Here is a 12,734-nt window from a genome sequence, read left to right as displayed (position 1 = left end):
CTCTTATGGCAGGCCCGCTGGGATAGATGCCCCGCCTGTGCCGTCAAGGCCGGCATCTCGAACCCTGAGGTTCAAGGTGGTCGCGTTCCGAAGAGCGTCGGGTTCGTCTACAGGAGACGATCACTCCAGCTCTGCACTCCCGCAACCAATATGCCAAAAGACATAGGTTCAGAGAATGTATGGCCTAGTCACGAACACGGCAGGGACAAACTGAAAATACTTGAATACTGCTTTATGAACTGTCAGAGCAGTTTTTCCTGACCCGACAAGGCGTCATCGAGTACTGCGTTCATGTCCTCGATTCTACGCTTGAAGTCGCCGACCGCCAAACCGCCCAGCGGACCATCGGGCGCTTTCATGGCGAGCAGCTCGCCCGCGACTTGCAGCGCGGCCATCACGGCGATGCGTTCATTGCTGGAGACCTTGCCCGTGCCCTGGATGCGCAGCATCAGTTGGTCCACGTGGCGCACGGCGGCCAGCAGCGTCGGCTTCTCTTCGGCGGAACACGCCAGGGAATAGTCGCGCCCCAGTATGGTGACATCTACGCGTTCCATCAGTGTTGCTCTCCAGACGGTGCGCCCGGCAGGCGGGCCAGCACGGCGTCGATGCGCTCGCGGGCCGATGCGGCGGCCACGCGCAAGCGCTGTAATTCGGTGTCGCGGGTCTGCAAGCTACCCTGCAATTCGGTTTCACGGGCGGAGAAACGCGACTCGAGCGACTGGCGCTCGGAGGTTTCGCGGGCCAGTTGCTCGCGCAGCGCGGCCTCGGCCTGCTGGGCTTGCTCGAGCATGGAGGTGACCGCGCCGTCGTGATCCTGAAGCTTGCTCTGGAGCGTGACGATTTCGGCCTCGCGCTCGGCGGCGCGCTGCTTGAGCACACGCTGCTCAGCTTCGGTTTCGTTCAAGCGTTGGCGCAACGCGTCACGCTCTGCGTGGAGTTGCCGGGTGCGTTGCACCAGTTGCCCTATGCGGGCGGCGAGTTGGTCTAGATCTTGCAGCATGGGCGCTATCGTAAACCATCCTGAGTTGAACGGGGTCTCTTCACGCAAGGTGAGAAACCCGGCAATATTCAGTAGGATTTATCCCTCCCTCATTCGAAAGCCACGCATCCGGCCGATCCTGCTTTCGTCTTTCTTTCTATAAACTTTCACTTAGCTTTCAAAAAGCCCTCAAACTTCCTGACCCGTTACAACTCGGGGTCGGGAGTTCCCGAATTCTAGGGAAAACCCCAGCCTTTCACCGACCTTACAGGGTTTGCAGCGTGGCGGGCGTCCATTACCATTCGCCCTTTCAAGAATCCCAGCCTTACCTTTCATAAGAACAAATGGCACCCCGAAGTGCCTTTTTTGTGCCTGTCACTCGCCTGTCGGCGGGATTGGCCACAGACCTTTTTATCTACATGCTGTAAACAGGAGCCAACCAATCATGCAGCTACGCAATCGACAGGACTTCTGGTCGGGGGTGATGTTCATCGCCCTTGGACTGGGATTCGCCTGGCAGGCCAGCAGCTACCAAATGGGTACTGCCGCCCGAATGGGCCCAGGGTATTTTCCTTTCTGGCTAGGCATAGTTCTGGCATTGCTGGGCGCCATCGTGCTGCTTGGCTCGATGTCCAAGAAGGCGCACGAAACCCACGTCGACAAGTTCGATTGGCGCATCGTGTTCCTGGTGGTCGGATCGGTCGTGCTCTACGGCTTCATCCTCAAACTGCTGGGCATCTACATCTCGGTATTCGTTCTGGTTGTGGTCAGCAGCCTGGCCAGCCATGAGTTCAGCCTGAAGGTCGCCGTCGCCAACGGCATCTTCCTGGTGGTGTTCTCGTATCTGGCATTCGTCAAGGGGCTGGGGCTGATTTTCCCGCTGTGGCCGTCGTTTCTGGGCATGAACTAAGGAGCCTTCGGCCATGGAATTGTTTGACAACCTCATGCTGGGCTTCTCGGTGGCGTTCACGCCCGAGAACCTTGCCTATGCCTTGCTGGGCTGCATCCTGGGCACGCTGATCGGCGTGCTGCCGGGCATCGGCCCTGTCCCGACCATCGCTATGCTGCTGCCGATCACGTACGTGCTGCCCCCGGTGGCCGGCCTGATCATGCTGGCAGGCATCTACTACGGCGCCCAATACGGCGGCTCCACAACGGCAATTCTCGTGGCATTGCCAGGGGAAACGTCCGCGGTGGTGACCGTGCTGGACGGCCACCAGATGGCCCGCAACGGCCGTGCTGGCGCCGCGCTGGCAATCGCCGCGCTGGGTTCGTTCTTCGCAGGCTGCGTGGCCACGCTGCTGCTGGCCGCCTTCGCGCCCCCGCTGGCTGAAGTCGCGTTCAAGTTCGGCCCGGCCGAGTACTTCTCGCTGATGTGCCTGGGCCTGGTCGGCGCCGTGGTGCTGGCTTCGGGTTCGCTGCCCAAGGCCATCGCGATGATCCTGCTGGGTCTGCTGCTGGGCATGGTGGGCACCGACGTGAACTCGGGCGTCGCCCGCTTCGACTTCGGCATCCCCGAACTGCAAGACGGCATCGACTTCGCCATCGTGGCCATGGGCGTGTTCGGCTTCGCCGAAATCATGACCAACCTCGAGCAGAAGGAAAACCGCGTCGACATCACCGACAAGATCGGCTCGCTGTATCCCAACAAGCAGGAATTCAAGGAAGCCGCCCCCGCTGTGCTGCGCGGCACGGCTCTGGGTTCGGCCCTGGGCATCCTGCCTGGCGGTGGCGCCGTGTTGTCGTCGTTCGCTTCCTACACGCTGGAAAAGAAGATCTCGCGCAATCCGGAACGCTTCGGCAAGGGCCACCCGGCCGGCCTGGCTGGCCCGGAATCGGCGAACAACGCCGCTGCCCAGACCTCGTTCATCCCGCTGCTGACCCTGGGCATCCCGGGTAACGCCGTGATGGCGCTGATGGTCGGCGCGATGACCATCCACAACATCCAGCCCGGCCCGCAAGTCATGACGAGCCACCCGGAGCTGTTCTGGGGCCTGATCGCCTCGATGTGGATCGGCAACCTGATGCTGGTGGTGCTGAACCTGCCGCTGATCGGCCTGTGGGTCAAGCTGCTGAAAGTGCCCTACCGCATCCTATTCCCGGCGATTCTGGTCTTCTGCACGATCGGCGTGTACTCGTTGAACTACAACACGTTCGACATCTTCACCACCGCCATCTTCGGCATCATCGGCTACGTGTGGTCCAAGCTGAAGTGCGAAGGCGCACCGCTGCTGCTGGGCCTGGTGCTGGGCCCCATGATGGAAGAGAACTTCCGTCGCGCCCTGCTGCTGTCGCGCGGCGACTTCACGACCTTCGTGACGCGTCCGCTGTCGGCCTCGCTGCTGGCCGTCGCCGTCTTCCTGGTGATCCTGGTGGCCCTGCCGGCGATCCGCAAGAAGCGCGAAGAGACCTTCGTCGAAGAAGACTAAAGCGCAGCCTGCCGCCTCGCTGCGGCAGTCCCGCCCTGAAAACCCCCGGGTTCCGCCCCGGGGGTTTTTCTTTGCGCGCACGGTATTCGGTCCGATAGACGCTACCAATCAATACAACTCAATACGGGTTATGTTCAAACGCAGTTCGCGTACGTTAAGCTAGGGGTTTACCCCACGCGATGATTCGAGATGAATTTCAACTGGAACAACCCCTATCCCACCACCCGGCACCCAGTGTTCGCACGCAACGTGGTTGCCACCTCGCAGCCGCTGGCCGCCCAGGCGGGCTTGCGGATCCTGGCGCAAGGCGGCAACGCCGTCGACGCGGCGATCGCCGCGGCCGCCACGCTGGCTCTGACGGAGCCGGTCAGCAACGGGCTGGGATCGGATTGTTTCGCCATCGTCTGGGACGGCTCGAAGTTGCATGGCCTGAATGCCTCGGGTACGGCGCCGGCAGCCTGGAACATGGATTACTTCCGGCGCAAGCACCAGGGCGCCATCCCGACGCGCGGCTGGGACAGCGTGACGGTGCCTGGCTGCGTGGCGGGCTGGGCCGCCCTGCATGAAAGGCTGGGCCGGTTGTCCTTTGCCGATGTGCTGGCGCCCGCCATCGAATATGCCGAGCGCGGCTTTGCCGTGTCGCCCATCGTGCAGGAAAAGTGGGCGGCGCAGGCCGACCTCCTGCAGCCGCAGCCAGGCTTTGCCGAGCATTTCCTGCCACGCGGCCGCGCACCGCAGGTCGGCGAGCACTTCGTGCTGCAAGGCGCGGCCGCCACGCTCAAGCGCATTGCGGCCAGCGGCGGCCGTGACTTCTACGAAGGCGAGACCGCCCACAAGCTGGTGGCGCATGCCCAGGCCCACGACGCCGCGCTGACGCTGGCGGATCTGCGCGATTACGCGCCGCAGTGGGTGGCGCCGATCAGCCAAGCCTACCGCGGCCACACGCTGCATCAGATTCCGCCCAACGGCCAGGGCATCGCCGCCCTGATCGCCCTGGGCATCCTGCAGAACTTCGACGTGGCGGCCCGTCCGGTGGATCACCCCGCAACCCAGCACCTGCTGATCGAGGCGATGAAGCTGGCGTTTGCCGATGTCTACGCGCACGTGGCCGACGCGCAGCACATGCAGGTCACGCCCGAACAGATGCTGGCCGCGGACTATCTGGCGCAGCGGGCGCGCCTGATCGACCCCAATGCGGCGCAGGCCCACGCCAACGGCCACGCGCCGCGCGGCGGCACTGTCTACCTGACGGCCGCGGACAAGTGCGGCATGATGGTCAGCTTCATCCAGTCGAACTACATGGGCTTCGGCTCCGGCGTGGTGGTCCCAGGCACCGGCGTCAGCCTGCAGAACCGCGGCCATTGCTTCAGCACCGACCCTGGCCACCCCAATGCGGTGGCGGGCGGCAAGCGCCCCTTCCACACCATCATCCCGGGCTTCCTGATGCGCAATGGCGCACCCGTCATGAGTTTTGGGGTCATGGGGGGCAATATGCAGCCCCAGGGGCAGGTGCAGACGCTGGTGCGGATGCTGGACTACGGTCAGCAGCCGCAGGCCGCCTGCGACGCGCCTCGCTGGAAATGGAACCATGGGCTGTCGCTGGACGCGGAGGCCGGCCTGCCCGCGGCCGTCGCCGAGGGGCTGCGCGCCCGCGGCCACGTGCTCGAAAGCCTGGCGGATCCCTACATGGACTTCGGCTCGGGACAGTTCATCTGGCGCCTGGGCGACCCGGCGGTGGACGGGTATGTCAGCGCCAGCGACAGCCGGCGCGATGGACTCGCCGCGGGCTTTTGATTGCGTTAAGGTTAGGGCCTGTTTACTGGCGCCAGCGCCCCTGATGGCCCCAATCACATAAAGCGGAGTCCCCTGCATGGCAACGATCGGTACCAAGAGCTACGACGCTGTCGTACCCCAGAAAGTCACTTTCCTCGGTTTGGGCGTGATGGGCCTGCCCATGGCCGGCCATCTGGCGCGTGCCGGACATGACGTCACGGTCTACAACCGCTCGCCGGCCAAGGCCCAGGCCTGGGTCGCCGAGTTCGGCGGCAAGAGCGCAGCCACGCCGCGCGAAGCCGTGGCCGGCGCGCAGATCGTGTTCGCCTGCGTCGGCAATGACGACGACCTGCGCAGCGTGGTGCTGGGTCCCGACGGCGCGTTCGCCGGCATGACGCCAGGCGCGGTCTTCGTCGACCACACCACCGCGTCCGCCGACGTGGCGCGCGAACTCTACGCGCAGGCCAAGGACCTGGGCCTGAATTTCGTCGACGCGCCGGTGTCGGGCGGGCAGGCAGGCGCGGTCAACGGCGTGCTGACCATCATGTGCGGCGGTGAACAAGCCGTGTTCGATGCGATCAAGCCCGTGGCGCAGAGCTTCGGCCGCGCGGTCACGCTGGTGGGTCCGCCCGGAGCCGGCCAACTGGCCAAGATGGTCAACCAGATCTGCATCGCAGGCGTGGTGCAGGGTCTGTCCGAGGCGATCGCCTTCGGCCAGGCTGCCGATCTGGACATGAAGCTGGTGCTGGACGTGATCAGCAAGGGCGCGGCGCAGAGCTGGCAGATGGAGAACCGCGGCGGCACCATGGTCGACGACAAGTTCGACTTCGGCTTCGCGGTGGACTGGATGCGCAAGGATCTGGGCCTGGTGCTGGCCGAAGCCCGCCACAATGGCGCACGCCTGCCCCTGACGGCCCTGGTGGACCAGTTCTATGGCGACGTGCAGAAGCTGGGCGGCGGCCGCTGGGATACCTCCAGCCTGATCAAGCGCCTGCGCGACTGAGCCCTGCCCTTGCGGCAAGAAAAAAGGCGAGCCGCAAGGCTCGCCTTTTGCTTTGGACGCCTGCGCTTATGCGGCCAGGCTGTCCTGCTGCGCGGCGGGCAGCAGCGCGTCGATGCGCTGCTTGGCCTGCGCCATGCCTTCCAGCGCTGCCACTTCGCCCATGGCCATGCCTTCGGCGGCGATGAAGGTGACGTCGGTCATGCCCAGGAAGGCCAGCATCTGGCGCAGGTAAGGCGTCATCGTGTCCGAAGGCGTGCCTTCGGCCTTGCCGCCGCGAGCGGTCAGCACGAACACCTGCTTGCCCTTGACCAGGCCTTCGGGCACGCCTTCGGGGGTATAGCGGAAGGTGACGCCGGCGCGGGCGAGATGATCGAGATAGCTCTTGAACTGGGCGGGCATGTTGAAGTTGTAGACCGGAACGGCGAAGACCACGCGATCGGCCTCCATCAATTCGGCTACCAGAGCATCGCTCATCTCAACCAGGCGTTGCTGGTCCACGCTGCGGGCATCGGCCGGGGTGAACAGCGCGCCAGCGGTGTTTCCGTCGAAGTACGGGATGGGCTGGGCGCCGATGTCGCGAACCTTGATGGCCGCGGCCGGATTAGACGCCTTGACGCGGTTGATCAGGTGATCGGCCAATTGCTTGCTGTTGGAACGATCGCCGAGAATAGAGGAAAGGATAACCAGGGTCTTCATTGCAAATTTCTCCAGTGAGGGCCCGCTCGCTGCGGGCGGTCAGGATCCGTAGGCTTTGATCAGATCCCGAGTGCATGGCGTCACTGTAGACGGGTTAATTGTTCACATAAATCCGGTTATGATGAACTATTCGTTCCAGGAATAGAACAATCATGCAAGATCTCAACGACCTCTACTACTTTTCCCAGGTAGTCGAACAGGGGGGCTTCAGCGCCGCGGCCAGGGTGTTGGACATCCCGAAATCCCGCTTGTCGCGCCGGATCTCGCACCTGGAGGAAAGCCTGGGCGTGCGTCTTTTGCAGCGCACGACGCGGCGCTTGCGCCTGACCTCGGCCGGCGAGCGTTATCTGCACTATTGCCGCGAAATGGCCGCATCGGCGCGCGCCGCCGACGACGCCATGCGGCAACTGCAGGCCGAGCCCACCGGCCCCGTGATCGTGAGCTGCCCCGTGTCCATCGCGCAGGACGTGCTGTCGCCGCTGTTGCCCGAATTCCTGGACGCCTGGCCCGCCGTGTCGGTGCAGTTGCTGGTGACCAACCGCCGCGTGGACCTGATCCGCGAGGGCGTGGACCTGGCCCTGCGCGTGCGCACCAAGCTGGATACCGACGCCGAACTGGTCGTGCGCCACTTCGGCACGGCGCGCGGCACGCTGGTCGCCAGCCCCAGCTATCTGCAGCGCCATGGCACGCCCGACAGCCCGCAGGATCTCGCCACGCACACCACGCTGAGCTTCAGCGATCCGCAAAACGAAGTGCGCTGGCCGCTACGCAACGACAAGGGTGAAGAGGTGCACGTGGAATTGAAGCCGCAGCTGTCATGCAACGACTTCATCGTGCTGACCGAGGCCGCGGTGCGCGGCCGCGGCATCGCCCTGCTGCCCTCGATCGCCACGCATGAACAGCTGCGGCGCGGCCAGCTGGTGCAGGTTCTGCCGCAATGGCAGTCGCCCGAGGGCATCGTGCATTGCATCTATCCGTCGCGGCGGGGCATGATGCCCGCCGTGCGCGCCCTGCTCGATTTCCTGTCGGAGCGCCTGCCCGCGATGTATCAGCGGCTGGAAAAGGCTCCGCTGCCGCCGGCTCAGTAGCCGCGCGAGCGGTCCACCACGCCGGTGATGGCTTCGCCGCGCTGCAGCTGCGCGACCTTGCCCGCGATCTGGCGGATGCTCTCGTCGCGCAAGGTGCGCGCCGCGATGTGCGGCGTCACATGCACGCGCGCATCGCGCCAGAACGCGTGGTCCTTGGGCAAGGGCTCGGTGTGGAAGACGTCCAGCGTGGCGCCGTCGATCTCGCCTTCTTCGAGCATCTGCACCAGATCGTCCTCGACCAGATGCTCGCCCCGGCCGACGTTGACCAGATGCGCATGCGGCAGCAGTTGCGACAGCGTTTCGCGGTTGAGGATGCCGACCGTGTCCGGCGTGAGCGGCAGCACGTTCACCAGGAAGCGCGTGCGGGCCAGGAACGCCGGCAAGGCGGCCGCTCCCGCAAAGGTTTCGACGCCGGGAATCTCGCGCGGCGTGCGCGACCAACCCGCCACGGGGTAGCCGAATTCGGCCAGGGTCTGAGCGACCCTGGCGCCTACCTGCCCCAGGCCCAGCACGCCCACCGGCCAGTCCGCCTGCCGCGAACCTTCACGGGTGTCCCAATGCTGCCGCGCCTGCGCATGGTCGAACGCTTCGAAATCGCGCGAGACGCGCAGCAGCGCATACAGCGCGTATTCCGCCATCTGCACCGACATGCCCGCGTCTTCCAGGCGGACGATGCGCACCTGCGGCGGAATCTCGGGCATCTTCAGCAAGGCGTCGACGCCCGCGCCCAGATTGAACAGCGTGGTCAGGCCGGTTTCGTGCTTGAAGAGTTCGGCCGGCGGACGCCACACCAGCGCCGCCTGCGCGCCCGAGGGCGGGCCGTCCGGATTCCACACGGAAATGCGGCATCCGGGCATGGCGGCTTCCAGCAGCGGAACCCAGGCGGCGGGATCATGGTGGGGACAGGCAAAGAGTATGTGCATGGTGGCTCTGTGTGCAGGCTCGGGAAGCCTCAAGCATGAGGGATGCCGCCGCACAAATCAAACGGCCCGGCATATGGCCGGGCCGCGTGCGGACAAACGGAAAAGCGCTCAGGCCGCCTGCGGCACCTCGGGCTTGCCTTTGCCCTTGTTCTTGTTGCGGCGCAGGAAGGCCCACACCTGCAGGAAGACCAGCAAGGCGCTCGCGCCGATGAACCACGCGCTGATCGGGCGCTCCACGAACACCGCCAGATCGCCGCGGGACAGCAGCAACGCGCGGCGGAAGTTCTCTTCGACCATGGGGCCAAGCACGAAGCCGAGCAGGATGGGCGCGACCGAGAATTCCAGCGTCATGAGGATGGCGCCGATCACACCGAAAGCCAGCACCTCCCAAATCTGGAAGAGACTGTTCTGGGTGCTGAACACCCCCACCGCGATGAAGAACAGCGCCGACGGGAACAGGTAGCGGTACGGCACCTGCAGCAACTTCACCCACACGCCGATCAGCGGCACGTTCAGCACCATGAGCAGCACGTTACCCACCCAGAAGCTGGCGATCAGGCCCCAGAAGATGTCCGGATGCTCGGTGATCAGCTGCGGGCCGGGCTGGATGCCCTGGATCAGCAGCGCGCCCAGGATCAGCGCCATCACGGCGTCGCCGGGGATGCCCAGACTCATCGTGGGGATGAAGTCGACCTGCGTCTTGGAGTGCGAGGACGCTTCCGGCGACGCCACGCCGGCGATCATGCCGGTGCCGAACTTCTCGGGCGTCTTGGAGATCTTGCGCTCCAACGCATAGGCCACGAAGGTGGTGATGGTGGGGCCGGTACCGGGCATGGCGCCGAACAGCGTGCCTACCGCCGTGCCGCGCACCATGGGCCAGAAGGCGGTCTTGAGTTCCTGCTTGCTGGGCCGCATGTCGCGCAGGCGCAGCTTGGCGCCGCTGCCGATGATGGTCATGCGGTTGACGCTCATGAGGAAGTCGGCCACGCCGAACAGGCCCATGGAAATCGCCACCAGTTCCAGGCCGTCGGACAGATCCAGCAGCCCGAACGAAAAGCGGATGGTGCCGGTATTCACGTCCGTGCCCACCACGCCGCACATCAGGCCGAACAAGGTCATCGCCACGCCCTTGAGCGGCGAGCCGCGCGACATCGTGGCGCCGGCCAAGAGGCCCAACAGCATGATCGAAAAGATCTCGGTGGGACCGAACTTGAACGCCACTTCAACCAGCAGCGGCGACGCGAAGATCATGACGATGATCCCCACCGACGCGGCGAAGAACGAACAGATCATCGTGATGCCGAGCGCGGTTCCGCCCTTGCCCTGTTTGGTCAGCGGATAGCCGTCCAGGCAGGTGACCGCGTGCGGCGGATGCGAAGGCAGGTTGAGCAGGATCGCGCCGATGGCGCCGCCGTACTGCGAACCGTAGAAGATGCCGGCCAGCATCAGGATGGCGGGCACCGGATGCATTACGTAGGTCAGCGGCAGCAGAATGGAAATGGCCGACAGCGCGCCCATGCCGGGCAGCACGCCGATGAGGTTGCCCACCAGCACGCCGAAGAACGACCACATCAGGTTGTGCCACTGGAAGGCGACGCCGAAGCCGTACCAGAGGTCCATCAAAGATTGAGAAATCATGGCGCTTCAACCCCAGCGAAACAGCGGAAGCTGCAACTGCAACGCCCACCAGAAGACGACGACCGCGATGACGGTCATGGCGATCGACAGCAGCAGAGCCTGCTTGATCGTGTTGTTGCGGTCGCCCAGCGCCGAGATGAACACGATGGCGAACGTGGCGGGCAGCAAGCCGCCGTAGTGGCCCAGCAGCAGGAAGGCCAGGATGCCCAGCAGGATGCAGGCGCCGCCGCGGAAATCGGGCAGGCCGTGGCCATGGCCGTCGCCGGGCGGCGGCGCGGACGACTCGCCCGAACGCGCCGAGATGGCGATCAGCACGCCGGTCAGCGCCAGCAGGCCGCCGAGCGCCGCTGGGAAAAATCCGGGGCCCATGTGGCTCAGGGTGCCGATGTGATAGTCGGTGCCGCCGTAAATCGCCCCCAGCCCAATGAGGACCATCAGCGCTCCGCCGTAATAGTCCTTTCTATTGATTGTCTTTTGCACTTCATCCTCCTTCGTAGTGCGGCCGCACGCCTCGCCGGGACACACGCTCGAACGAGCGCCGCCCGGTGCCTGACGACAGGTCCGGACGCAGATTACGGAAGGAAGCTGCTAATCCGCTTTCTATGCGCTGTCGTGCTCCTGAATCCGGGGGTTATCCCTGAACGGAAGCCGCACATGAATGCGGAAATGCGGAGAAGTTACTGATCGCCCTTGAGCTCGACATCGAGCGGACGAGGATATTGCGAGACGATGGCCGCTAGCGGCAGCCACAGCACGGAAGCCAGGCCGACGCCACCTTGCGCGTTCGGTTCGCCGTCGCGCAATTCGATGTCGCCATCGTTGCGGCGTGCGTAAGCGCGGGCGATCGCCAGCCCCAGGCCCGAGCCCGACGAGGCGACCGGCTTGTCCGTGCCGACCCGCTCGAAACGCGCGAAGGCGCGCTGGCGCAGTATCGGGTCCAGCCCCGGCCCGTTGTCGGAAACGGCAACCTCGGCGCGGTTGTCGCGGCAGCAGACCGACACGGTGATGCGCGCGCCAGCAGGCGCGTAGTGGATGGCGTTGTGCACCAGGTTCGACAAGGCTTCGTGCAGTTCGGCCTCGTTGCCCGACACCGGCGCGGGGATTTCCTGGCCCTCTTCGGAACCCGCCTGCACCCAGCCCAGGTCCTGCTGCTTTTCATGCGCCAGCGGCAGGTACTGCAGCACCACCTCGCGCGACACGGCGTTCATGTCCAGCAGTTGCCTCGGCAACTGGTCGGCCTGGTTGGCGTGAGCCAGCGACAGCAGCTGTTCAGTCAGGCGGCGCGTGCGGCCCAGCTGGTCGACGATGCCGCGCAGGCCCTCCTGCGCCCGGGCCGGATCGCGTTCGCGCAGCGCGTACTGCGCCTGCGTCAGCATGATGGCCAGCGGCGTGCGCAATTGATGCGAAGCATCGGCCAGGAACTGCGACTGCTCGTCGAGGACGCGGCGGTAGCGGGCGATATGGTGATTGACCGCATCGACCAGCGGCGCCACTTCGCTGGGCACGCGCGAGGCGTCCAGCGGCGTCAGGTCATCGGGGCGGCGCGCGCGGATATCGTTGCGCAGCCGGCGCAGCGGCTTCAACGCCCACGACACGCCCCACCACACCAGCAGCGCGACCAGCGCCAGCATGCGCGTGTCGCGCAGGATTTCCTGGCGCCGGGCGTTGTTCTCGGCCTCGATGCGCTTGCCTGTGCTTTCGGCCACCACGACCAGCACCTGGCGGTGCTGCCCCTGGTAGTACAGGTCGCGCACCACCGCGACGACGCGCACGGGATCGTTGCGATAGACGCTGTCGTAGAAAACGGGCTGGCTGTTGGAACGCGGCCAGGCAGGCGGACGCGGCATTTCCGGCATGCCGAGCAAGGTCTTGCCTGGCTCGGTGGGCACGGCGGCTCCGTCCGGCAGCGGCGGATCGATCTCTTCAATGCGGAAATACTTGCGCAGGCCCGCGCGGGACTCGAGCATCACCTGCGCGTACAGCGGCGTAGCGACCTGCAGGTTGCCGTCAGGCGTGAATTCCAGGCTGCTTTCCAGCACCCGGGCAGGCTCGACCAGGGCGCTGTCGTAGGCTTCGTTGGTGATCTCGGCCAGCGTGCGGTAGTCGTTCACGCTGTCCACGACCAGCAGCACGATCACGCCCGGCAGCAGCAGAATGATCAGCAGCGCGCGGATGCCCACGCGCGGCAGCTCGGATAGCCGCAGC

Annotated in this window: 12 protein-coding genes and 1 other RNA gene; 5 read left to right on the top strand and 8 right to left on the bottom strand. The window is 65.1% G+C overall.

Annotated elements, in window-relative coordinates; all coding sequences use genetic code 11:
- Nucleotides 1-24: 24 nt before the first annotated feature.
- The 3 genes from ssrS to ACZ5YA_RS26040 form a co-directional block, all read right to left on the bottom strand.
- A non-coding RNA gene (gene ssrS / locus ACZ5YA_RS26050) (6S RNA) lies at nucleotides 25-209 on the bottom strand.
- Between the two features lie 33 nt (nucleotides 210-242).
- A complete protein-coding gene (locus tag ACZ5YA_RS26045) occupies nucleotides 243-554 on the bottom strand; it encodes a cell division protein ZapA (protein WP_006388757.1) in 312 nt (103 codons plus the stop codon).
- Nucleotides 554-1,000 (bottom strand): hypothetical protein, encoded by a 447-nt coding sequence (locus tag ACZ5YA_RS26040; RefSeq protein ID WP_054458532.1) that lies wholly within the window; start codon nucleotides 998-1,000, stop codon nucleotides 554-556. Before ACZ5YA_RS26040 ends, ACZ5YA_RS26045 begins: the two co-directional genes overlap by 1 nt.
- Before the next feature lie 424 nt (nucleotides 1,001-1,424).
- Between ACZ5YA_RS26040 and ACZ5YA_RS26035 the strand changes: the two genes are divergently transcribed.
- The 4 genes from ACZ5YA_RS26035 to ACZ5YA_RS26020 all read left to right on the top strand — a co-directional run bounded on the left by ACZ5YA_RS26035 (nucleotide 1,425) and on the right by ACZ5YA_RS26020 (nucleotide 6,184).
- Entirely contained in the window at nucleotides 1,425-1,889 is a 465-nt protein-coding gene (locus ACZ5YA_RS26035) for a tripartite tricarboxylate transporter TctB family protein (protein ID WP_059373032.1), read from the top strand.
- 13 nt (nucleotides 1,890-1,902) lie between these two features.
- Entirely contained in the window at nucleotides 1,903-3,408 is a 1,506-nt protein-coding gene (locus tag ACZ5YA_RS26030; RefSeq protein ID WP_054458528.1) for a tripartite tricarboxylate transporter permease, read from the top strand.
- Nucleotides 3,409-3,597: 189 nt separating this feature from the next.
- On the top strand, nucleotides 3,598-5,202 hold the full coding sequence (locus ACZ5YA_RS26025) for a gamma-glutamyltransferase family protein (protein ID WP_464091421.1): 1,605 nt from the start codon (nucleotides 3,598-3,600) through the stop codon (nucleotides 5,200-5,202).
- Between the two features lie 76 nt (nucleotides 5,203-5,278).
- A complete protein-coding gene (locus ACZ5YA_RS26020; protein ID WP_118932590.1) occupies nucleotides 5,279-6,184 on the top strand; it encodes an NAD(P)-dependent oxidoreductase in 906 nt (301 codons plus the stop codon).
- Between the two features lie 66 nt (nucleotides 6,185-6,250).
- On the opposite strand, the gene ACZ5YA_RS26015 is transcribed toward ACZ5YA_RS26020, so the two are convergent.
- Nucleotides 6,251-6,880, bottom strand: coding sequence for an FMN-dependent NADH-azoreductase (locus tag ACZ5YA_RS26015; RefSeq protein WP_059373026.1), 630 nt, complete (start codon nucleotides 6,878-6,880; stop codon nucleotides 6,251-6,253).
- Between the two features lie 152 nt (nucleotides 6,881-7,032).
- On the opposite strand from ACZ5YA_RS26015, the gene ACZ5YA_RS26010 reads away from it, so the two are divergent.
- A complete protein-coding gene (locus ACZ5YA_RS26010; RefSeq protein ID WP_059373024.1) occupies nucleotides 7,033-7,968 on the top strand; it encodes a LysR family transcriptional regulator in 936 nt (311 codons plus the stop codon).
- Here the strand turns inward: ACZ5YA_RS26010 and ACZ5YA_RS26005 are convergent.
- The 4 genes from ACZ5YA_RS26005 to ACZ5YA_RS25990 form a co-directional block, all read right to left on the bottom strand.
- Nucleotides 7,962-8,891, bottom strand: coding sequence for a 2-hydroxyacid dehydrogenase (locus ACZ5YA_RS26005; protein WP_059373023.1), 930 nt, complete (start codon nucleotides 8,889-8,891; stop codon nucleotides 7,962-7,964). The two genes, ACZ5YA_RS26010 and ACZ5YA_RS26005, sit on opposite strands and share 7 nt — an antisense overlap.
- Before the next feature lie 108 nt (nucleotides 8,892-8,999).
- Nucleotides 9,000-10,529, bottom strand: coding sequence for a tripartite tricarboxylate transporter permease (locus tag ACZ5YA_RS26000; protein WP_059373021.1), 1,530 nt, complete (start codon nucleotides 10,527-10,529; stop codon nucleotides 9,000-9,002).
- A 6-nt stretch (nucleotides 10,530-10,535) separates the two neighbouring features.
- On the bottom strand, nucleotides 10,536-10,964 hold the full coding sequence (locus tag ACZ5YA_RS25995) for a tripartite tricarboxylate transporter TctB family protein (RefSeq protein ID WP_118932598.1): 429 nt from the start codon (nucleotides 10,962-10,964) through the stop codon (nucleotides 10,536-10,538).
- Between the two features lie 242 nt (nucleotides 10,965-11,206).
- Complete coding sequence (locus ACZ5YA_RS25990) at nucleotides 11,207-12,709, bottom strand: sensor histidine kinase (RefSeq protein WP_059373063.1); 1,503 nt, start codon at nucleotides 12,707-12,709, stop codon at nucleotides 11,207-11,209.
- Nucleotides 12,710-12,734: the final 25 nt, after the last annotated feature.

Source organism: Achromobacter sp. JCM 18799 (assembly GCF_055395645.1).
The sequence above is the reverse complement of the archived record's forward strand: the minus strand, read 5'-3'. Positions and strand labels throughout refer to the sequence as shown.

Bases quoted from the DNA above. Each gene is read 5' to 3' on its own strand.
- ACZ5YA_RS26040 (WP_054458532.1), bottom strand. From the start codon at position 1,000: ATGCTGCAAGATCTAGACCAACTCGCCGCCCGCATAGGGCAACTGGTG.
- ACZ5YA_RS26020 (WP_118932590.1), top strand. From the start codon at position 5,279: ATGGCAACGATCGGTACCAAGAGCTACGACGCTGTCGTACCCCAGAAA.
- ACZ5YA_RS25995 (WP_118932598.1), bottom strand. From the start codon at position 10,964: ATGGTCCTCATTGGGCTGGGGGCGATTTACGGCGGCACCGACTATCAC.
- ACZ5YA_RS26015 (WP_059373026.1), bottom strand. From the start codon at position 6,880: ATGAAGACCCTGGTTATCCTTTCCTCTATTCTCGGCGATCGTTCCAAC.
- ACZ5YA_RS26005 (WP_059373023.1), bottom strand. From the start codon at position 8,891: ATGCACATACTCTTTGCCTGTCCCCACCATGATCCCGCCGCCTGGGTT.
- ACZ5YA_RS26025 (WP_464091421.1), top strand. From the start codon at position 3,598: ATGAATTTCAACTGGAACAACCCCTATCCCACCACCCGGCACCCAGTG.
- ACZ5YA_RS26010 (WP_059373024.1), top strand. From the start codon at position 7,033: ATGCAAGATCTCAACGACCTCTACTACTTTTCCCAGGTAGTCGAACAG.
- ACZ5YA_RS26045 (WP_006388757.1), bottom strand. From the start codon at position 554: ATGGAACGCGTAGATGTCACCATACTGGGGCGCGACTATTCCCTGGCG.
- ACZ5YA_RS26000 (WP_059373021.1), bottom strand. From the start codon at position 10,529: ATGATTTCTCAATCTTTGATGGACCTCTGGTACGGCTTCGGCGTCGCC.
- ACZ5YA_RS26030 (WP_054458528.1), top strand. From the start codon at position 1,903: ATGGAATTGTTTGACAACCTCATGCTGGGCTTCTCGGTGGCGTTCACG.
- ACZ5YA_RS26035 (WP_059373032.1), top strand. From the start codon at position 1,425: ATGCAGCTACGCAATCGACAGGACTTCTGGTCGGGGGTGATGTTCATC.